The following is a 19197-nucleotide window of genomic DNA, read 5'->3' as shown; positions in this document are numbered from 1 at the left end:
AGTGGCCTTGGATATCCAGTGGGCCCTTCGCTGGCTGGCCCTGACCGCGGAGGCCATGAAGGAGCACCGGGAAGAACTCATTGAACTGGACCGGCCGATCGGCGACTCGGACCACGGCGAGAACATGGACCGCGGTTTTCAGGCCGTGATAGTCAAGATCGCAGAGGCGCCCCCGGAAACCCCCGGAGCCGCCCTCAAGCTGACAGCCATGACGCTGATGTCCAAAGTGGGCGGGGCCGCCGGGCCGCTCTACGGCACCGCCTTCCTGCGCGCCGCCACGGCGCTGGGGGACGCGGCGGAGGTGGACGCAGCCACCCTTGCCACGGCCCTGCAGGCCGCCCGCGACGGGATCGTAGCCCGCGGCAAGGCCGAGCCCGGAGACAAGACGATGGTGGACGCCTGGACCCCGGCCATCGAGGCTGCGGCTGCGGCCGCCGGCAACGGGGATGTCCGGAAGATGCTGCTGGCTGCCGCCGACGCGGCCGAGGCCGGAGCAGTTTCCACCGATCCGATGCAGGCGCGCAAGGGGCGCGCGAGCTACCTCGGCGAACGCAGCATCGGTCACCGTGACCCTGGCGCCGTCTCCACCGCCCTGATCCTGCGCGCCGCGGCGGGAGCGGCCGAATGACGGTCGGGCTCGTCGTCGTCTCCCACAGCGGGAAGATCGCCGACGGCGCCGTCGAACTCGCCGCCCAGATGGCGCCTGATGTGCTGATCGTCCCAGCCGGCGGTACCGACGACGGCCGGATTGGAACCAGCCTGGAACTGGTCATGGCGGCGCTGGACCAGGCGGCCGGCGAGGACGGCGTTGTGGTGCTGGCCGACCTCGGCTCTGCGGTGATGACCGCGGAAACGGCCTTGGAATTCGCGGCCGATCCCGCTGCCGTGCTGCTGGCGGACGCGCCGCTGATCGAGGGGCTTGTCGCTGCTGCGGTGGCGGCCCAGGCCGGGGCCGATGCGAGAGCCGTCAAGGAAGCCGCCGAAGCTGTCTACCGGCCGCCGGCCGCGCCGGAACACGTGCACGGGCACCGGCAGCCGCCGGAGGCGACGGGGGAGTTCGAGCTCATCAACCAGGCCGGAATGCACGCCCGTCCGGCAGCCAAGATCGCCGGCGGCCTGTCCGGCATGGACGTTGACGTGACAATCAACGGTGCCGACGGCGCGTCCATGACGGAGCTGATGATGCTTGGGGCCGGCAAGGGCACGGTGCTGAAGATCGAGGCCAGCGGTCCGGACGCGGCCAAGGCCGTGGACTATCTGGGCGGCCTGATCAAGTCCGGTTTCGGCGAACCGTAGCCGCCTACCAGGTGTTCCGCGCCTCCGCAGCCATCCGCCATGCAGTCAGCCGGCGTTGGCTGCGGCCCGGTCCGAAGCTTCCTGGCGCTGCCGCGTCACGTCCCACGCGATCCAGCCGCCGGCAACGGCCGTGAGCAGCGCTCCGGCGGCCTGGGTGGGCAGGCTGCTTCCCGTGGTCGCCTGTCCCACCACCACGCCGAGGATGTAGAAGAGCGCGGCACCGGCCGCCCAGACTGCCCCGGCCCAGCGTGGCAGGGTCCGGGAATGCCACACCGCGATCCCGAGCAGCACATTGCCCACGAAGGCCAGCAGGAGGCCCAGCAGGAACGAGCCCGACATGGTGGCCGGGAACTCCTGTTGCATGACTTCCTGGTTGCCCTCAAGGTATGCCTTAGCGATCGCGGGTGTTGCGAAGGTCGAGATCGCCGCGGGAACCAGCAGCAGGGCGGTTCCGGCGACGGTGACGACCATCGCCGCCAGCGCGAGGCGCCCGACCCGGCTGTTGGCCAGGCTGCAGCCGAGGGCGAAGACGCCGAAGATCGCGAGGACTGTGCCCCCGGTGGCGCCGAACAGGTGGCTGAACTGGTAAGAGTCCGAGCTGACAAACCGGGCCCAGGCATCCGGATCCCGCTCCTGGTCCGGCTGCGGTTCGATCGTGGCCCAGGCGGTGATCAGTCCGTAGAGGGGCAGGGTCCACAAACCCGCCAGAATCCAGTGCCTGATGTTTTGCGAGTTCATTGTGTGCACCTTTCGTGATGCGGGCTAATCCGCCTGCCGAAGGCCGTCCGCGTCAAGCACCAGTCCGGCCGAGATGAACCGGCCGCATTCCTGGCCATACGGGTAGGCCACCCGCGGTGTGAACGTCGCGGTCCGGACCGGCAACGGAAGGCCGCCGACGTCCGTGCCGGTGGACGTCGCCTCGATCTGGGACACGGTCAGCTGCTCAAACATCAGCATGCCGGTGAGGGTGCCGTCCGGGGAGGAAGTTGCCGAACAGGCACCGTCGCCGTACGGGCCCGGTTCGCAGCCCTGGTCCACGGTGGTGCTCCCGGGATAAAGCTCCAGGTCCGATTCAAGGCACCGGCCGTCCTGGCACGCCTTGAGGTGAATGGTTTTCACGGAACCTGCGTATTCCCGCGCTACCGTCAGCGCAATCAGCGGCGCCTGGGCGATCGCCGGGCAGGCCGTTCCGGGCTGGCACCCGGCGACGGGCAGCGCGATGATGGCCAAGGCCAGGAACGCCGCGAACTTGCGCATGCTTCAGAGTAGATCCGGGAGACGGGTCCAGCTAGGGCATCGGTGTCAATGGTGCCCGGCCAGGCACGGCGGGCCGCTGTGCTCAGGCCGGGAGCCGGAAACCGCCGAGGTGCAGTTCCGCCAGCCCGTCGCTCAGCAGGCCGGTCAGCGCTCGCTCGAGCTGCTCGGGAGCACAATTGAGCCGATGCAGGGCGGCCAGCGGAATGCCGGTCCCATCGGTCCCGAAGCCAAGGTCCACCGGGGCGTGCCGGAAGAGGTCCTGCGGCACGGGGGCGTCGGCAACCCGGAGCACCGCCATCACCGCCCCGCGAACCTGGCGGTCTGTGCCGTGCCACGATTGGCCTTTGGGTGTGTACGTCGGCGTCGGTTCGCCTGCGGCCAGCCAGGCGCAGGAGCTCCGCACCGGGCATTCACCGCACTTCGGCGCCCGTGCGGTGCACACCAGCGCGCCGAGCTCCATGACCGAGGCGTTCCAGCGCACGGAGGCACCGACGTCGTCCGGCATGACCTGGGCTGCCAGCCGCATTTCGGCGGCCGTGAGCGACTGGGACGGCAGGGCGGCGCCGGAGAGCAGCCGCGCATGGACCCGGCGGATGTTGGTGTCCACCACCGTTTCGCGTTGTCCGTAGGCGAAAGCGGCCACGGCCGCGGCCGTGTAGCTTCCCACCCCGGGCAGCCCCAGCAGTTCCGGATAGCTCGCCGGAACCTTCCCTCCATGGCTCTCCCCGATGGCGACGGCGGCCGCGTGCAGGCGCAGGGCCCGCCGCGGATAGCCGAGCCGGCCCCAGTGCCGGACGGCCTCACCGGCAGGCTCACGGGCCAGGTCGGCGGGCTCCGGCCAGCGCCGCAGCCATTCCTCCCACACCGGCAGGACGCGCACCACGGGCGTCTGCTGCAGCATGATCTCGCTGACCAGCACGCCCCAGGCCGAACAGTCGGGCGACCGCCAGGGGAGCTCGCGGGCGTGGGACTCGAACCAGGAATCCAGGGCTTCATGCAGGCCGGCGAGCCGGGCGCCGGACGGGGGAGTGCGGACGCCGGAAGGGCCGTCCGGCAGGGTTTCGGGGGGTGCGGCCGGCGGGAGGGCGGGGGATTCGGCTAAAGCTTTGATCCAATCAGCGTAATAGATGCGGGCCGTGGCCCGTCGCGCGGCGTGGTGGGGCCGCATAGTCAGCGAGGTTCTCTAGCCTAGAAGGATGGGCAGGCAAGGCAACTCAGGAACGAACGGTTCACGGCCGAAGGCTTCCGGCAATGGATCATCCGCCCGCAAGCCCGTCCGTAAGCCCGCGCGGAAGCCCGCCAGCCCCGTGTTCCGCCGCCGCAGGTTGTTCGTCGGTGCCGCGCTGCTCCTGGTCATCGCCGTCGCGGTGGGGGGCTTCATTGCCGTATCGGGCATCATGAACGGCACCGGGCAGCCTGCTCCGGCCGCGGGCGGAACCGCCACCGGGAGCCCCGGGACCGGTACAGGAGCGGAGACCCCCGGTGCGACCCCCACGGCCTCCGCGTCGGCGACTCCCTCGGAGGCCAGCGGCTGCCAGCAGAACCTCCTGACCGTCACTGCCGAAACTGACAAGGAAAGATACTCGGCCGGCGAGAAACCGCTCCTCAGCCTCAAAGTCACGAACGGCAACAAGGTCCCGTGCGAGGTCAACATCGGGACCTCGCAGATGGAATTCCTGATCACCAGCGGCTCGGACCGGATCTTCTCGTCCCAGGACTGCCAGGCGGACGACACGGACCTCATGAAGACCATCGCGCCGGGCAAGAGCGAAACGGCGAACTTCCCCTGGCAGCGCAACCGCACGGTCCAAGGCTGTGACCCCATTGAGGCCAAGCCCGGTGCGGGCGGCGCGTACTACGTCTTCACGGCGCGGCTGGCGAGCAAGACCAGCCCCAAGGCCGTGTTCCAGCTCAACTGATCCCCATCGATTGCTCCGCAGGTGCCCTTTTGGGCGCTCAAAAGGTCGGTTTCGGAGCAATCGATGGGTGTTAGAGGAACCGGTCGAGCAGGCTTGCCTCCGCCATGCGGCTCAGGCCCTCGCGGACGGTCCGGGCGCGCTGGTCGCCGATGCCGTCCACGGTCATGAGGTCATCGATTGTGGCCGCCATGAGGAACTGCAGGCCGCCGAAGTGGTCGACGAGCCGGTCCGCGACGGCCTTCGGCACGGCCTTGAGCCCGGACAGCAGGCGGTAGCCGCGCGGCTGGACGACGGCGTCGAGGTTGGCCTCCCCGCCGGCGAACCCGACGATGCCCGCAATTTTGCTGAGGTCGATCAGTTCGGTGGGGCCCAGGTTCACGAGGGCCTTGACCGCCTTGTCGATGTCCTCGCTGGACGCGTCCGGGCCGGAGTAGTCGCGGATGATCACATCGCTGCCGGGGCCGCGGCCTACGGTGAGCTCGTCCAGCTGCAGTGACAGCAGGCGGCCGTCCTCGCCCAGTTCCAGGACGTACTGCGAGATTTCCTCGGAAATGCGGCGCACCATTTCCTGGCGCTGCAGGGTGACTGCCACGTCGCGGACCGTCACCATGGCCTCTATTTCGAGGGCTGAGAGCGAGCTGGTCACCTGGTCCAGGCGCGAGCGGTAGCGTTCCAGGGTGGCCAGGGCCTGGTTGGCGCGGGCCAGGACCTTCTCGGAGCCTTCCAGCACGTGCCGCAGCCCGTTGACGTACAGCGCGATGATCTGCATGGACTGGCTCACCGAGATGACCGGCACACCGGTCTGGATGGCGACGCGTTCCGCGGTGCGGTGGCGGGTGCCGGACTCCTGGGTTTCGATGCTGGAGTCCGGCACCAGCTGGACTGCGGCGCGCAGGATGTTGCTGGCGTCCTTGTCACAGATGATGGCGCCGTCCATTTTGGCCAGTTCGCGGAGCCGGGTGGGGGAAAAGTCGATGCCGATGTCGAAGCCGCCGGAGCAGATGGATTCGATGGTCCGGTCGATCCCCAGCACGATCAGTGCGCCGGTCCGTCCGCGGAGGATGCGTTCCAGGCCGTCGCGAAGGGCGGTGCCCGGTGCCACTCTGCCCAGGGTCGCCTTAAGTGAATCTTCGGGGCTCCGAGCCATAGATTTTCCCTTCAAAGGTGCAGGCAGCCGCCCGCAGGTACGCCGGTTTCCAGTGTTTGCCGGCAGGTTCAAAAGTACTCGGGTCCCCGCTCTCACCATGATAGAGGTAAAGATGGGCCACAACCGCACAGGCAAGCCTCAAAGTGCCCCATCCGGGCCCTGCGCGCCAGCGCTCCGGAATGCTCCCGCCAAGCCCCGCCCCGGACCGCACTTTGGCGGCGCCCGGGACCCGCTTCGCGTCAGTTCGGCGGCCTGCGATAAACTGGAGTCCGTGGATGGACCGCGGGCTCTCCGCGCGATCCCCCTCCCCAACGCCGCAGCGAAAGTAGCACCGTGTCCCAAGAAGTCCTTAGCCCCGCCCGAGTCCAGGAGATTCACAAGCAGGCGGCCCGGCGTCGGACTTTCGCTGTCATCTCCCACCCCGACGCCGGCAAGTCCACGCTGACCGAGGCGCTGGCGCTGCATGCGAAGGTGATCGGCACCGCCGGTGCCTCCAGCGGCAAGGCCAACCGCAAGGAAACGGTCTCGGACTGGATGCAGATGGAAAAGGACCGCGGCATCTCCATCAGCTCGGCGGCCCTGCAGTTCGCCTACCGGGACACCGTGATCAACCTGCTGGACACCCCCGGCCACGCGGACTTCTCCGAGGACACCTACCGCGTGCTCGCGGCCGTGGACTGTGCCGTAATGCTCGTAGACGCCGCCAAGGGCCTGGAAACCCAGACCATGAAGCTCTTCGAGGTCTGCAAGCAGCGCAATCTCCCCATCATCACCGTCATCAACAAGTGGGACCGGCCGGGCCTGGATGCGCTGGCGCTCATGGACGAGATTACCGAGCGCACGGGCCTCCAGCCGATGCCGCTGACCTGGGCCGTGGGCATCTCCGGTGACTTCCGCGGCGTCTGGGACCTGCGCAACGACCGCTTCGCGCAGTTCAAGCGCAACAACGCCGGCGCAAACATCGCCCTCACCGAGTACTTCACGCCGGAAGAGGCCGCGGCCAGCCAGGGCGACGACTGGTCCAACGCCGTGGACGAGGCCGGTCTTGTGGTCGAGTCGAACCTCGAGTTCGACGTCGAGGCCTTCCACGCCGGCAAGGCGACGCCGATCCTCTTCAGCTCCGCGGCCCTAAACTTCGGCGTAAAGGAAATCCTGGACGCCCTCGTGGACTTCGCACCGCCCGCGGCGCCCCGGCCCGACGTCGACGGCGCAGCCCGCCCCGTCGACGCGCCCTTCGCCGGCTTCGTCTTCAAGGTCCAGGCCGGCATGAACAAGGCCCACCGCGACCACGTCGCCTTCATCCGCGTCTGCTCCGGCATCTTTGAGCGCGGCATGGTTGTGACGCAGGGCAGGACCGGCAAGTCCTTCGCCACCAAGTACGCCCAGCAGGTCTTCGGCCGCGAACGCGAGGTCATCGACGAGGCCTTCCCCGGCGACGTCGTGGGCCTCGTGAACGCCTCCTCGCTGCGGGTCGGCGACAGCCTCTTCATCGAAAAGCCCGTTGAGTTTCCCGCGATCCCGCTGTTCGCCCCGGAGCACTTCCAGGTGGCGCGGTCCAAGGACCCCAGCCGCTTCAAGCAGTTCCGCCGCGGCATCGAACAGCTGGAGCACGAGGGCGTCATCCAGGTCCTCCGCTCCGACATCCGCGGAGACCAGGCCCCGGTGCTGGCCGCCGTCGGTCCGATGCAGTTCGAAGTGGTTGAGGACCGCATGGCCCACGACTTCAGCGCCCCGATGCGGCTGGAGCGGCTGCCCTATTCCATCGCCCGGATCTCGACGGCGGACGCCATGCCCGCGCTGGCCAGCGTGCCCGGCGCGGAGGTGCTGCTGCGCTCCGACGGCGAGTACCTGGCACTGTTCAACGACGTCTGGGCGCTGCGCCGGATCGAGAAAAACCACCCGGACCTGACCCTGGTGCCGATCGGCACGCACAACCCCGCGAAATAGCGGGTCACCCGTTGCGGGCAACATTCAGGAAGGTGTGCTCCACGGCTTTCTGAATCCAGGATCCGGGTTATCATAAGTAACCTTGCTATCACTGCGGGCGCCGGCGATTCCGCCGGAAATTTGGACTGATCCGCCCGATTCTGTTGGCGGACCCCGCACTAGGGACTGCGTACACTTCTTGACTGACACAATTTCACAGCCGTCGCCTGCCAAGCCGGCCGTCTCAAAGCAGCGCATGGAACCTGGATTCCTGCTGAGCGGTCGCTACCGGATCAAAGACCTTATTGGCCGGGGCAGCGAATCAACCGTGTACCTGGCCCACGACGAGCTCCTGCAGCGTGAGGTGGCCGTCAAACTCTTCCGCAATGACGCGGACGATGTTGAGCGCACCCGCCAGCACGGCCAGGAAGTGCGGATCCTGGCCGGAGTGAGCCACCATGCCCTCGTGACGCTGTTCGACGCCGGCGCGGACCTGAGCGATCCGGAGTCGAGGCTCACGTACCTCGTGATGGAACTGGTCCGGGGGAAGGACCTGCGCCACCGGGCCGCCCAGGGGCCGCTCTCCGCAGCGCACATGGCCCTGATCGGCCACGACCTCGCGGACGGGCTCTCCTACATCCACCGCCACGGCATCGTCCACCGCGACGTCAAGCCGGCCAACATCCTGCTCGTCGACTACAGCAACGACGACCGGCGTCCCCGCGTCAAACTCACCGACTTCGGCGTCGCCGTCATGCTTGGGCACAACCATGCGGCCGACGACGGCGGGACGTCCGGGACGCCCGCCTACCTGAGCCCGGAACAGGCCGCCGGTGAGCCCGCCGGCCCGCACAGTGACATCTATTCGCTGGGCCTCGTCCTGCTTGAGGGTCTGACCGGAAAAATGGCGTATCCCGGCGCGCCCATCCAGTCCGCCGTCGCGCGGTTGCTCCGCGATCCGCAGATCCCGGAGGAGCTCGCACCGATGTGGGTCGCCCTGCTGTCCTCCATGCTCGCCCGTGACCCGGCCGAGCGTCCGCCGGCCAGGGAGGTCTCGCTGGCACTGCGCCAGGAAGTGATCAACGGTGCGGCACGCCACCGCGCGGAAAGCCTTCAGCCGGCCACGGACGAGGAAGGCCGGATGCGCGCCGTTGAGCGGTACCGGATCCTCGACACCCCGGCGGACGGCGCGTTCGACCGGATCGCCTCGCTCGCGGCCCGTATGTTTTCCGTCCCGGTCGCGATAGTGAGCGTGGTGGACCACGACCGGATCTGGTTCAAGGCCCATCACGGCACCGACGTCACGGAGATCGGCAGGGACCCGGGGCTGTGCGCCTCGGCGATCCTGCAGGACGACGCCTGGGTCATCGAGAATGCCAGCACGGATCCGCGCACGCTGGCCAACCCGTTGGTGGCCGGTGAATTCGGGCTGCAATTCTACGCGGGCGTGCCGCTGCGCACCCCGGACGGCCACAACCTGGGCACGTTCTGCATTCTGGACCGCGAACCGCGGACCTTCAGTGCCGCGGACACGCGCACGCTCGAGGATCTCGCCGCGATCGTGATGAACGACCTTGAAATGCGGCTGCAGAGCCGGGAAGCCGTTTCCCGCTAGGCCTTGGGCCGCCGCTTGCCGGCACGGAGCCGCGCCTGCTTGCCGGGCCTCGCCGGCTAGCGCCGTCCGGCGTGCAGCGCCAGTTCCAGCTCGAACCGCGCCTTCGGGTCCTCCAGCGTGTCCCCGAACAGCTCGCGCAACTGCGCCGCCCGGTAGCCCACGGTCTGCGGATGGATGCCCAGTTCGGCCGCGACCGGTGCCCGCTGCCCCCAGTGCCGCAGCCAAGAGAGCAGAGTTTCCGCCAGCCGCTCGCGCTGGGCCGGACGCAGCCCCTCCAGCGGGGCGAGCCGGCGGTTGGCCAGCTCGGCAATGGCCGAGGGCTCGGCGCCGAGGATCACCTGGGCCAGATGGTCGTCCGCCCAGATGGGCGGGTCCTCGGAGCCGTCCCGCGGCGGAACAACGGAGGCCGCGAGCACGGCGAGCCGCAGCGAATCGGGGACTTTCTCCCAGCCGCCCGCCGGTCCGACGGCGGCGCTGCGCCCCTGCAGCGCCTTCTCGAGAGTGGCCCGCGCGGTGCTGGACTTCTGCGCCGGAACCAGGGCGACGACGTCGGTCTCGCGTTCGATCACCAGGGTTCCCGGTCCCAGCCGCAAGCGCAGCCCGGCCGCCCGCTCCAGCGGCAGCGTCACCACCACCATCCGCGGGGGAAGGGACCAGTCCGCCAGGGCTGCCTTCTGGCGCAGGGCCGCCTCGTCGGCCTGGCCCAGCAGCAGGAGGTCCAGCAGTTCGGTGCGGCGCCGGTCCACCGCGCCGGCGCGCTCCGACTGTTCGAAGGCGTAGGCCTCGGCGCTGACGGCCGACAGTTCATCGATGTAGGCGAGGATCGATTCGCCGAGGTCCACCACAACGCTCTGGCCCAGGTGGTGCTCCACGGAGACCCGGGACATCTCCCGGAATGTCACCCGGGCGCCCATCCGGTAGGCGCTCAGCAGCGCGTCCATGCTCCGGCCCTGCCGGAATTCACCGCTGCCCAGCCCCGCCACCAGTTGCCGGCTCTCTTCCGACAGCGCCGGCAACCTGGTCCCCGGTAACTGCAGGAAGCGGTCCAGAGCCGCCGCCACCCCGCGCCGGAGGCCCCGGCCGAATCGGCCCTCGATGGGCCTTGCGTAGGCCGGCACGAGCTGCGGGACGGCGTCGATGATGGCCTCCACGATGCCCGGCATCATGGGCCGGAGCATGTCGCTGACCTCCCGCGGCAGGGCGAGCCACGGCGGGTCATGGGCGGGGATGACGGGCTGGTCCGTCGGGGAAGCATTCATGAGCCATATCCGTTTTGTTTGTTGCGGGTAGACAGTTTCTAAGACTCGATCGTATGCCTTGGGTGAAGAACTATGATGCAAACTGACATAAGATTGATAAATGATCCGGCTCCGTAAGCTGGCGCGCGCCGCATCTCTACTGACCACCCCCCTAGCCCCAGAAGACATTCTGGCGCTGTTCAACCCTGTGTTCTCCGCCCGCCAGTTGCGCGGCGTGGTCACTCGGGTGGTTCCAGAAACGGCCGATACCGCCACCATCTTTTTCCGTCCCGGCCGCGGCTGGCAAGCACACCTTGCCGGCCAGTGGGCCCGCATCGGCGTCGAACTCGACGGCGTCCGCCACTGGCGGTCGTACTCGCTGAGCGCCCCGGCAGGCCAGGACCCTGCCATCACCGTCACGGACATGGGTGCCGTCTCCGGCACCTTGGTGCGCGGCACCAAGCCGGGCGACGTGCTCTTCCTGGCGCCCCCGCAGGGCGACTTCCTCCTGCCCGAACACCCGCGGCCCCTGCTGATGCTCACCGCCGGCAGCGGCATCACCCCGGTGATGTCCATGATCCGCACACTTGTGCCGCACCGCCCCGACTCCGACGTCGTGCTCATCCACACCGCCAGGACGGCTGCGGATGCCATCTTCCGCGAGGAATTGGCAGAACTCGCTGACCAGTTCCCCAACTTCCGGGTCATCCACTGGTTCACCGGCGAGCACGGCCGGCTGGACTTCACCTCCACAGACGACCTTGAGCGGCTCTGCCCGGACTGGCGCCAGCGGGCAGCCTACGCGTGCGGCCCCGAAGAGTTCCTGGACGACGCCGAGGCACTCTGGGAAGCCGAGACCGCGGAGTCCGCCGCCGCAGAGGAGGCGCCGACTTCAGCCACCCTCACCATCGAGCGGTTCAGCACCAGCCTGGCCGGCGGGGAGGGACACGACGGCGGAATCGTCACCTTCGAGGCCTCCGACCGGGAAGTCGAAGCGGACGGCGACACGCCCCTGCTCGACGTCGGCGAGGACGCCGGCGTACTGATGCCCAGCGGGTGCCGGATGGGCATCTGCCACAGCTGCCTCATCCCCCTCCGGGCCGGGCAAGTCCGTGACCTGCGCACGGGCGAAGTCCACGGCGAGCCCGGCCAACTAATCCAGACGTGCGTTTCGGCTGCCGCCGGACCCGTTAACCTCGACCTCTAAGGAGTACCACCGCATGACGATAATTTCCGATAAGCCTGACGTTTCCGAGGATGCTTCCAAGGACGACGCGGCTACGGCGCCCGTCGCCGTAAAGCGGAGGCCCGGTGCCCTCGCCGAAACCGGCAGCCCGCTGGTCCGTCCGGCCGCGGCGGCGCACCTTTCTGACGAGCAGGTGGCCGAGCTCGGCCGCGAGCTCGACGCCATCAAGGACGAGATCCTCGCCAAGCGCGGCGCCAGCGACGCGGCGTACATCCGCCGGGTAATCAAGGTCCAGCGCGGGCTTGAGATTACCGGCCGCGCCACCCTTCTGGTGAGCAAGCACAAGGCAGCCTGGATCGCAGGCACGACGATGCTCAGCTTCGCCAAGATCCTGGAAAACATGGAACTGGGCCACAACATCCTGCACGGCCAGTGGGACTGGATGCGGGACCCGGACATTCACTCCACCACCTGGGACTGGGACTTCGTCACCCCTACGCGCTCCTGGCAGCACACCCACAACGACCTGCACCACCGCTGGACCAACGTCGTAGGTAAGGACAATGACATCGGGTACAACCTGCTGCGGATGGATCCGTCCCAGGAGTGGAAGCCCTTCAACCTGGGCAACCCGCTGTACAACGCGATCCTGGCACCGGTCTTCGAATGGGGAATCGCACTCTACGATCTTGAGCTGCCTGACTATCAAGAGGGCAAGAAGAGCAAGGAGGCCATGACCCGTGACCTCAAGGCGCTGGGTCTCAAGGCCCTGAAGCAGTTCACCAAGGACTACGCCGCCACACCTGCCGTGGCCATGCTGACCGGCTCGGGCAAGCAGGCGCTGTACGGCACCCTGACCGCCAACGCGGTCCGGAACGTCTGGGCGCACGCGATCATCTTCTGCGGGCACTTCCCCGACGGCACCGACACCTTCACCGAAGATATGGTCGAAGGCGAGACCCGCGGCGACTGGTATGTCCGGCAGATGATCGGATCGGCCAACATTTCCGGGTCCAAGTTCATGCACCTGATGAGCGGTAACCTCTCGCACCAGATCGAGCACCACCTCTTCCCGGACCTGCCGTCCAACCGCTACGCGGAGGTGGCCCCGAAGGTGCAGGAGATCTGCAAGCGCTACGGCCTGCCGTACACCACCGGACCCCTGCTGAAGCAGGTCGGCTCCACCTGGGCCAAGGTCTTCAAGCTGGCGCTGCCGCCGAAGAAGGCGTAACGGCCCGGGACTGTGTTCCGGCGTCACAGCAACTGATCGAAGAGAGGGGCGCCTGCCAGTGCGGCAGGCGCCCCTTTTGTGCGCGGTGACCGGCGGCGAGTTGGTGTAATAGCCGCTATTGGTCGAGCTTTTGGACCCGTGTGCGCGTGATCCTGCCCAAGGTCCGACCATTCTCCGCCGCCGGCACTTGGCAGGGCCGTTCCTGGGCGGATGCGTATGAGGGACAGCCTCCCGACATCTGAGTCTGGTTCCAGCCGAAATTTCTCGGACTAATGTACGGGGTGTGAGCTCTGGAGGTATGGTCGGTGTCGGCGGGCAAGGCTGCGTAGACCGAGGGAAAGAAGATCTTAATCGCAGGGGCGGGAGCTACAGGCGGATATTTCGGTGCCCGTCTCAGTCAAGCCGGTCGAGACGTGACATTCCTGGTGAGGCCTCAACGGGCAGAGCAGCTGCACGACGGACTGAGGCTGACCGGACCAACCGGCGAGGAACGGTTGCTGTGCGCACGGTGACAGCGGACCGGATCAAGGACCACTACGACCTGGTGGTCATTTCGGTGAAGGCCGGCGCCCTGACCGCGGTTCTTGATCAAATCACTCCGGCGCTTGGACCCGACACTCTCGTTCTGCCTTCCTAAACGGAATGGCGCATATGCCCGAACTCAATCTGCGCTATGGAACCGAGCGGGTGATCGGCGGCATCGTACGCGTAGTAACAACCGTCACCAGCTCGGGTGCGATCCACCAGATCTAGCCGATCGCCGCGATGGACTTTGGTCCGCAGGACGGTCTGGCCACCAAAAAGCTGGAAGCGATCCGGGAGCAACTCGACGTTCCGGGCTATGAGTTGAGCTTCAGGACAGACATTGTTGATGCCATGTGGAAGAAGTGGGTTTTCATCACGGCTGCCGGCGTCGTCACCTGCTTGATGCGCGGCTCCGTCGGCGACATCATCGACGCCGGAGGCGGACACTTCATCGACCAAGTCATAGCCGAAACCGAGCGTGTGGCCGCGGCAGCGGGGCATCCGGTCACGGCCAAGGACCACGCCGCCGCCGTGCAGATGCTCACAGAGCCAGGCTCAGTTTTCACGTCGTCGCTCTATCGCGACGTGGCCGCCGGCCTGCCCCACGAGGGCGAGCATTTGCTTGGGACATTTGTCGACACCGCCGTTGGTTTCCACCTGGATGTGCCTTCGACAAATATGGCACTGTTGCAGCTGCGCACCCACGATCGGGCAGTGGCGAGGGCGCGACTGTAGTACTAGCCTTGGCGGGCTTTCAGCCTAGGGTTTTTCTTGTTGATGACGAAGGTGCGGCCACGACGGCGGACAACCTGGGCGCCGGGGATTTTCTTCAGTGCGCGCAGCGAGTTTCGTACTTTCATGAATTGCTCCTTTGTGGTGTTCCTGTTGCTTGGTTCAGGTAGAAGGGGTCAGGGAACGAGTCGGCGCCGGATGCTATTTCCGTCTCGGTCAGTTCGCAGTCTGCCAACAATGCGGCGATTTCTGCGGCGTCGACATCGTCTCCGGTGATGGCGATGACGGTTCCGCAGTCACCGAATTCCGGGTGCCAGTCCAGTACGGCGTCAGGACCGGCGGCCGCGCTCATTAGCGGCAGAGCCTTCCGGTCAGCCTGCCAGGGGCCGGTGTTTTCCAGCCACATCCGTGGCCCTATTCCCTGCATGGCGATCCGGCACCCCGGCGCCGAGGCAACCCAGAGCCGTCCACGCAGCCAGCAGCTTCCCTCGGCGAGGGCTGCCAGGGCGTCCCGGAAACGTGCCGGGTGCAGCGGCCGGGCAATCCGCTGCACGACGGTGCTGAAGGGCGCAGAGGACCTGGCCGGTGCCCTCACCGCCCAGGGTGCGCTGCGCGCCATCGCTTCGGCAAGGTTATGCCTGCCGGTACGAAGTTCTCCTGCGCTTTCGGTGAGCACCGTGTGCGGCGCCATTTCGCGGATTAGGTTCACGCCCCGGAGCCGCTGCGCGGGGTCGACCGGCACCAGCGCGGGGTCGGCCAGCAGGACCGTGTCGTTGTAGGAGAGCTCACCCAGCAGGAATTCTCCGGGTGTCCGGTTATCCTCGGGAACCGGAGTGAACCCTGATTCGAACAAAGTGTGGTGATCCCAGACCTGGTCCTCCAAAGCATCCGGAGCGCAGGCCAGGACCACCGCTTCGATTGTCAACGAAGCACCCAGGCCCCTCAGCAGTGCGTGTACGGCCGCGGACGAGGCTACCGCAGGCGGCAGGCCCACGATGATAGGAGAGCCGGACTCCATCAACCGGGCCACCGTGGGCACGACATCGAGCCGAACCGTACAGCTCAGGCAACCGTGTTCCAGCGTGGACACTTCCCGTTCCAGAAGCTGCCCTTCCTTGAAGACCCGCCGGATGACCATCCCGTCCTCAAGCAGATCATGGAAAACGACAAGGGCGCCGGGGGATTCCGCCGCCAGCGCCGCACACGCTGCCTGCCGGCAAAAGGAGTCTAAAGAGCTCACCATGGTTACTTTCATGACAGTAACCATATATGAGAATCGTTCGCATTAGTAGTTGGGTCGTACGGCTTAAGCTTTGCGTGGGGTCTACCTTGTCCGGGTCAGGACAGATCGCTTTGCTTATGTGAGGCGTCGGCCCCCGTCCAGGCGGACGACACAATCGGCGGCAGCAATGGATTCTTCGTCGTGGCTTACGCAGGCGACTGCCGCGCCGCGCTTGGCTTCTGCGGCGAGCATGGACCGGGTGCGCTTCCGACTTTCGATGTCGAGGCCAGCGGCGGGCTCATCGAGGAGGAAGATGCGCGCCTGGCGGGCGATGCCCTGGGCCAGCAATGCGCGTTGACGCTGGCCGCCGGAAAGTTGATTGAACGGTGATAACGCGAGGTCTGTGAGATGAACGCGGTCCAGGGCTTCGGCAACGCGTGTTCTTCGCTCCACTGCGCTGATTCTGGTGGAGCGGCCTGGTGATGCGCCCCATGTACCCATCATCACCACATCACGAACCGTGAGGGGGAGCGCGTCAGGAGTTGTTACCCGCTGGACCACCAGCGCGACGTCATGAGTGCGTTCCACTGTGCCGCGGAGGGGCTGGCGTACGCCTGCGAGGATCTCGATGAGCGTAGATTTGCCGGCGCCGTTGGGTCCGGCGATCGCAGTCACTGAGCCCCAGTGTAAGTCGACGTCGACGTCCTGCAGGGCGGGAGACTCACCGAAGCTGAAGTAGAGGTGTCGTGCGCGAAGAGCGTAGCCAGAAGAGAACACGGTTCACTCTAACGTTATTGATAATCAATCTCAATAACGCCTATGGTGGTCAGGTGCATTGGCTGACTGAACCCTTTACCGCAGACTTCTTCCTGCGTGCGCTGCTTGGCGGCGCCCTTGTCGCTATCATTTGCGGCGTTGTTGGCACATGGGTTGTGATCCGCGGCATGGCGTTCCTTGGTGAAGCTATAGGTCACGGGATGTTGCCAGGCGTTGCGCTGGCAACAGTTGTGGGTGCTCCCGCTGTCTTGGGCGGTGCGGTGAGTGCCATTGTCATGAGCGCGATGATCAGTGCGCTGCAGCGGCGTGGTCGGCTGTCGTATGACACAAGCATTGGTCTGCTGTTCGTGGCGATGCTCTCCCTCGGCGTCATCATCGTGTCCCACTCTCGCTCTTTTGCTACTGACGCGACGGCAATGCTGTTCGGTGACATCCTTGCGATGAACGAAGGGGACCTGTTTGGACTGCTTACCGCCGTGATTACCACGGTGGTGATCGCTTTGGTCCTGCACCGCAGGTTCGTCGCAGCAGCCTTTGACACCCGTATTGCCGTGACTTTGGGGCTTAGTCCCCACTTCGCGCAACTGGCACTGGTTGGACTTGTGACCCTTGCGGTCGTTTCCTCCTACCAGGCCGTTGGATCTTTGCTGGTGGTGGGGCTGCTACTCGCGCCCGCCGTCGCTGCCAGCCCCTGGACGCGCAGTATCCCGGCCCGCATGGTCGTCGCTTCCGCATTCGGCATATTAGCGGTAGGGCTTGGCCTTCTCAGCTCCTGGTATGCGGGTACTGCGGCAGGGGCTTCCATAGCCGGGGCCGCCATCGCGCTGGCCGCTTTCTCCGGCGCGGGGGCACGCCTAATCAGCTCGCGACGCAAATCGGCAGCTACTAAAGTCCCTGGATCCGCACCCGCCTCCGTTTTTGTGTCTCTCTCTGGAAAGAAGTAATGAATCTCCAAACACCGTCTGCGGCCCTTGCCGTCCTGGCTCTACTGCTTCTCACGGGATGCGGCAGTGCGCCCACCGCGCAGTCACCGCAACCTGACCCGAGCGGGTCCGTCTCCGCCGATGATGGGCATGGAGGGATTCCGGGCGTGGCCGAGGTCGCTGAACCACAGCTTCACCTTGTGGCGATCGACGCCGAGGGCGAAGCCTCAATGCTGGACCTCCTCACCGGGACAGATTCCCGCCTTGGGAAGGTCGGGCCGCCGGCCGATGTCACTACTGACGGCCGGTATGTCTTTGCAGCCAACAGCACTGGCGTCGAAATTGTCGACAGCGGCGTCTGGACCTGGGACCATGTGGACCACTTCCACTACTACCGGGCTGAACCCAAAACCGTGGGCACGCTTGCCGGCGAGGGTACGGCCACCATCGCCACCGGCATGCTCTCCACAGCTGGCACAACTGGTGTGTTCTTCCCTTCCTCCGGAGCTGCAGTGCTGCTGGATAACTCCGCCCTCTCTGATGGGACGATCTCCGAGAGCCTCCGCCTCGACGTTGAACCGCACGACGGCATGATCGCCCCGCTGGGGGAAGGCGCCATGGTTACCGAAGCCGACGCTGGGGGAAAGGCTGCGCGACTGCGCGCCATTGACGCCACCGGCAGCGAGCTGACCTCCACGGAGTGCCCGGGGGCAGCAGGAACCATCACCACCCGGGTCGGCCTGGTCATCGGCTGCGCAGACGGGGCGGTCATCGCCACGACGGACGGTAACACACCCGTGCTGGAACACGTTCCCTACCCGGCCGGGGCCGCTGCCCCGGCAACGGCATTCGAGGGACGGAAGGGCCGGCCCACCGTCGCTGGCCTGGGGACTGATGCCGGCGTGTGGCTGCTCAACACCCGCCAGCGCACGTGGGACTGGCTCCCCACGTCGACCCAGGTACTCGCTGCTGCCGCGGTGGACGACGCTGAGGGGCGCGTGGTCGCCGTAGGCGCTGACGGCACGGTCCAGGTATACGACGCAACGACCAAACAGCGCATCGCCGCGACCGAACCGCTAATGGCCGCAACCCTGGCCGATCCAGCCCTGGCCGGAAAGGTAGAGCTCAGCGTTGACGGCCAGCGCGCCTACCTCAGCGCACCGGCGGAGGGAGTTGTTTACGAGATCGACTATGCCGATGGTGCCCGGATCGCCCGTACTCTCGAGCTGCCCACACGGCCAGTTCATCTCGCGGAGACCGGACGATGAGGCGCGCAGCACTGCTGGCCTTCGCCGCGGCCCTCGCACTGGTCCTTCCGGGATGCTCGCAACCAGAGACACCCCAGGAGCCGCAGATCGTGGTCACCACCAACATTCTGGGCGACGTGACACGACAGGTCCTCGGCGACCAGGCCCAAGTAACGACACTCATGCAGCCCAACGCCGATCCGCACTCCTTCGAAATCTCCGCCCAGCAAGCGGCCCTGTTGGGCAGTGCAGACCTGGTGGTCTCCAACGGCCTCGGCCTGGAGGAAGGGCTGCAACAGCACCTCGACAGGGCCGCAGCAGCCGGCGCCCCCATGCTGGTCGCAGGGGAAACGATCGACGTCGTTCCGTACAGCTCGGGGGACGCGGAAGGCGCACCGGACCCGCACTTCTGGACCGACCCGGCCGCCATGCTCGACGTCGTTGACGCCCTGGAAGCCGCCGCCCGCAACATCGACGGGATTGACGCCGGGCAGCTCGCCACCAGCGCGGCCGCCTACCGGGATCAACTCACGCTGCTCCATACCGAGATGACAGATGCCTTCGCTGCCGTTCCCCAGGAGCGCCGGGCACTGGTGACCAACCACCACGTCTTCGGCTACCTTGCGGAACGCTTCGACTTCAAGGTTGTAGGCGCCGTCATTCCCGGAGGAACCACGCTGGCTGCCCCCAGCGCCGCTGACCTGCGCCAACTGAGCCAAGCGATCCGCAGCGCCGGGGTTCCCACCATCTTTGCCGAATCGTCCCAGCCCGACCGCCTGGTGCAAGTGCTCGCCAGCGAGGCCGGGGTCAACGTGAAGGTCGGTGAACTGTTCACCGAATCACTGACCGGCCCCGACGGCGGAGCAGCAACCTACCTGGAAATGATGCGGGCCAACACCCAGCGCATCGTCCAGGGACTCGCATCCTGACCACACACACCATTCACCCTGCACCCC

19 protein-coding genes and 1 pseudogene are annotated in these 19197 nt (G+C 66.7%); 12 read left to right on the top strand and 8 right to left on the bottom strand.

What is annotated here, in order from left to right:
* Window position 1 precedes the first annotated feature (1 nt).
* Both dhaL and dhaM read left to right on the top strand, forming a co-directional pair.
* Window positions 2-628, top strand: coding sequence for a dihydroxyacetone kinase subunit DhaL (gene dhaL / locus ABIB51_RS03065; RefSeq protein WP_354185338.1), 627 nt, complete (start codon window positions 2-4; stop codon window positions 626-628).
* On the top strand, window positions 625-1296 hold the full coding sequence (dhaM, locus tag ABIB51_RS03060; protein ID WP_354185336.1) for a dihydroxyacetone kinase phosphoryl donor subunit DhaM: 672 nt from the start codon (window positions 625-627) through the stop codon (window positions 1294-1296). The genes dhaL and dhaM overlap by 4 nt, the downstream gene beginning before the upstream one ends.
* 45 nt (window positions 1297-1341) lie before the next feature.
* Here dhaM and ABIB51_RS03055 read toward each other — a convergent pair whose 3' ends face one another.
* The 3 genes from ABIB51_RS03055 to ABIB51_RS03045 form a co-directional block, all read right to left on the bottom strand.
* A complete protein-coding gene (locus tag ABIB51_RS03055; protein ID WP_354185334.1) occupies window positions 1342-2034 on the bottom strand; it encodes a DUF4386 family protein in 693 nt (230 codons plus the stop codon).
* 24 nt (window positions 2035-2058) lie between these two features.
* Entirely contained in the window at window positions 2059-2553 is a 495-nt protein-coding gene (locus tag ABIB51_RS03050) for a hypothetical protein (RefSeq protein ID WP_354185332.1), read from the bottom strand.
* Window positions 2554-2635: 82 nt separating this feature from the next.
* Window positions 2636-3721: an iron-sulfur binding domain-containing protein gene (locus ABIB51_RS03045; protein WP_502916062.1), complete on the bottom strand. Its 1086-nt coding sequence runs from the start codon at window positions 3719-3721 to the stop codon at window positions 2636-2638.
* A gap of 28 nt (window positions 3722-3749) precedes the next feature.
* Between ABIB51_RS03045 and ABIB51_RS03040 the strand changes: the two genes are divergently transcribed.
* Window positions 3750-4472, top strand: a complete 723-nt coding sequence (locus tag ABIB51_RS03040) for a hypothetical protein (RefSeq protein WP_354185330.1) — start codon at window positions 3750-3752, stop codon at window positions 4470-4472.
* A gap of 70 nt (window positions 4473-4542) precedes the next feature.
* Here the strand turns inward: ABIB51_RS03040 and disA are convergent, their stop codons facing one another.
* Window positions 4543-5619: a DNA integrity scanning diadenylate cyclase DisA gene (disA, locus tag ABIB51_RS03035; protein ID WP_354185328.1), complete on the bottom strand. Its 1077-nt coding sequence runs from the start codon at window positions 5617-5619 to the stop codon at window positions 4543-4545.
* 333 nt (window positions 5620-5952) lie between these two features.
* On the opposite strand from disA, the gene ABIB51_RS03030 reads away from it, so the two are divergent.
* Window positions 5953-7566 carry a peptide chain release factor 3 gene (locus tag ABIB51_RS03030; RefSeq protein WP_354185326.1) on the top strand — a complete coding sequence of 538 codons (1614 nt, stop codon included), beginning with the start codon at window positions 5953-5955 and terminating at the stop codon, window positions 7564-7566.
* A gap of 235 nt (window positions 7567-7801) precedes the next feature.
* Window positions 7802-9160 carry a protein kinase domain-containing protein gene (locus tag ABIB51_RS03025; RefSeq protein ID WP_354185324.1) on the top strand — a complete coding sequence of 453 codons (1359 nt, stop codon included), beginning with the start codon at window positions 7802-7804 and terminating at the stop codon, window positions 9158-9160.
* A 56-nt stretch (window positions 9161-9216) separates the two neighbouring features.
* Here ABIB51_RS03025 and ABIB51_RS03020 read toward each other — a convergent pair whose 3' ends face one another.
* Window positions 9217-10419 carry a PucR family transcriptional regulator gene (locus ABIB51_RS03020; RefSeq protein WP_354185322.1) on the bottom strand — a complete coding sequence of 401 codons (1203 nt, stop codon included), beginning with the start codon at window positions 10417-10419 and terminating at the stop codon, window positions 9217-9219.
* A 100-nt stretch (window positions 10420-10519) separates the two neighbouring features.
* Between ABIB51_RS03020 and ABIB51_RS03015 the strand changes: the two genes are divergently transcribed.
* The 4 genes and pseudogenes from ABIB51_RS03015 (at window position 10520) to ABIB51_RS03000 (ending at window position 14075) form a co-directional block, all read left to right on the top strand.
* Window positions 10520-11605 carry a ferredoxin reductase gene (locus ABIB51_RS03015; protein ID WP_354185320.1) on the top strand — a complete coding sequence of 362 codons (1086 nt, stop codon included), beginning with the start codon at window positions 10520-10522 and terminating at the stop codon, window positions 11603-11605.
* A gap of 13 nt (window positions 11606-11618) precedes the next feature.
* The gene (locus ABIB51_RS03010; RefSeq protein ID WP_354185318.1) at window positions 11619-12815 is read left to right on the top strand and encodes a fatty acid desaturase family protein; all 1197 of its coding nucleotides are present in this window, start codon (window positions 11619-11621) and stop codon (window positions 12813-12815) included.
* Between the two features lie 344 nt (window positions 12816-13159).
* Window positions 13160-13452 (top strand): annotated as a pseudogene (locus tag ABIB51_RS03005) (ketopantoate reductase family protein).
* 128 nt (window positions 13453-13580) lie between these two features.
* The gene (locus ABIB51_RS03000; RefSeq protein WP_354185316.1) at window positions 13581-14075 is read left to right on the top strand and encodes a ketopantoate reductase family protein; all 495 of its coding nucleotides are present in this window, start codon (window positions 13581-13583) and stop codon (window positions 14073-14075) included.
* A 2-nt stretch (window positions 14076-14077) separates the two neighbouring features.
* Here ABIB51_RS03000 and ykgO read toward each other — a convergent pair whose 3' ends face one another.
* The 3 genes from ykgO to aztA all read right to left on the bottom strand — a co-directional run bounded on the left by ykgO (window position 14078) and on the right by aztA (window position 16071).
* Entirely contained in the window at window positions 14078-14200 is a 123-nt protein-coding gene (ykgO, locus tag ABIB51_RS02995; RefSeq protein WP_307073352.1) for a type B 50S ribosomal protein L36, read from the bottom strand.
* A complete protein-coding gene (locus ABIB51_RS02990) occupies window positions 14197-15327 on the bottom strand; it encodes a GTP-binding protein (protein ID WP_354185314.1) in 1131 nt (376 codons plus the stop codon). The genes ykgO and ABIB51_RS02990 overlap by 4 nt, the downstream gene beginning before the upstream one ends.
* Before the next feature lie 102 nt (window positions 15328-15429).
* Window positions 15430-16071 carry a zinc ABC transporter ATP-binding protein AztA gene (gene aztA / locus ABIB51_RS02985; protein WP_354185312.1) on the bottom strand — a complete coding sequence of 214 codons (642 nt, stop codon included), beginning with the start codon at window positions 16069-16071 and terminating at the stop codon, window positions 15430-15432.
* Between the two features lie 17 nt (window positions 16072-16088).
* Here aztA and aztB point away from each other — a divergent pair, with 17 nt between their 5' ends.
* From aztB to aztC, 3 genes are all read left to right on the top strand, one after another.
* Window positions 16089-17015: a zinc ABC transporter permease AztB gene (aztB, locus tag ABIB51_RS02980; RefSeq protein WP_354185310.1), complete on the top strand. Its 927-nt coding sequence runs from the start codon at window positions 16089-16091 to the stop codon at window positions 17013-17015.
* 146 nt (window positions 17016-17161) lie between these two features.
* A complete protein-coding gene (locus ABIB51_RS02975) occupies window positions 17162-18262 on the top strand; it encodes an ABC transporter (RefSeq protein ID WP_354185308.1) in 1101 nt (366 codons plus the stop codon).
* On the top strand, window positions 18259-19170 hold the full coding sequence (gene aztC, locus ABIB51_RS02970) for a zinc ABC transporter substrate-binding protein AztC (RefSeq protein WP_354185306.1): 912 nt from the start codon (window positions 18259-18261) through the stop codon (window positions 19168-19170). The genes ABIB51_RS02975 and aztC overlap by 4 nt, the downstream gene beginning before the upstream one ends.
* Window positions 19171-19197 lie beyond the last annotated feature (27 nt).

This window comes from Arthrobacter sp. UYCu712 (genome assembly GCF_040547005.1).
In the GTDB taxonomy this organism is placed as follows: domain Bacteria; phylum Actinomycetota; class Actinomycetes; order Actinomycetales; family Micrococcaceae; genus Arthrobacter.
This window is presented reverse-complemented; position numbering and strand designations above follow the sequence as displayed.

Bases quoted from the DNA above. Each gene is read 5' to 3' on its own strand.
- dhaM (WP_354185336.1), top strand. From the start codon at position 625: ATGACGGTCGGGCTCGTCGTCGTCTCCCACAGCGGGAAGATCGCCGAC.
- ABIB51_RS03055 (WP_354185334.1), bottom strand. From the start codon at position 2,034: ATGAACTCGCAAAACATCAGGCACTGGATTCTGGCGGGTTTGTGGACC.
- ABIB51_RS03050 (WP_354185332.1), bottom strand. From the start codon at position 2,553: ATGCGCAAGTTCGCGGCGTTCCTGGCCTTGGCCATCATCGCGCTGCCC.
- ABIB51_RS03045 (WP_502916062.1), bottom strand. From the start codon at position 3,721: ATGCGGCCCCACCACGCCGCGCGACGGGCCACGGCCCGCATCTATTAC.
- ABIB51_RS03040 (WP_354185330.1), top strand. From the start codon at position 3,750: ATGGGCAGGCAAGGCAACTCAGGAACGAACGGTTCACGGCCGAAGGCT.
- disA (WP_354185328.1), bottom strand. From the start codon at position 5,619: ATGGCTCGGAGCCCCGAAGATTCACTTAAGGCGACCCTGGGCAGAGTG.
- ABIB51_RS03025 (WP_354185324.1), top strand. From the start codon at position 7,802: ATGGAACCTGGATTCCTGCTGAGCGGTCGCTACCGGATCAAAGACCTT.
- ABIB51_RS03020 (WP_354185322.1), bottom strand. From the start codon at position 10,419: ATGAATGCTTCCCCGACGGACCAGCCCGTCATCCCCGCCCATGACCCG.
- ABIB51_RS03015 (WP_354185320.1), top strand. From the start codon at position 10,520: ATGATCCGGCTCCGTAAGCTGGCGCGCGCCGCATCTCTACTGACCACC.
- ABIB51_RS03010 (WP_354185318.1), top strand. From the start codon at position 11,619: ATGACGATAATTTCCGATAAGCCTGACGTTTCCGAGGATGCTTCCAAG.
- ABIB51_RS03000 (WP_354185316.1), top strand. From the start codon at position 13,581: ATGGACTTTGGTCCGCAGGACGGTCTGGCCACCAAAAAGCTGGAAGCG.
- ykgO (WP_307073352.1), bottom strand. From the start codon at position 14,200: ATGAAAGTACGAAACTCGCTGCGCGCACTGAAGAAAATCCCCGGCGCC.
- ABIB51_RS02990 (WP_354185314.1), bottom strand. From the start codon at position 15,327: ATGAAAGTAACCATGGTGAGCTCTTTAGACTCCTTTTGCCGGCAGGCA.
- aztC (WP_354185306.1), top strand. From the start codon at position 18,259: ATGAGGCGCGCAGCACTGCTGGCCTTCGCCGCGGCCCTCGCACTGGTC.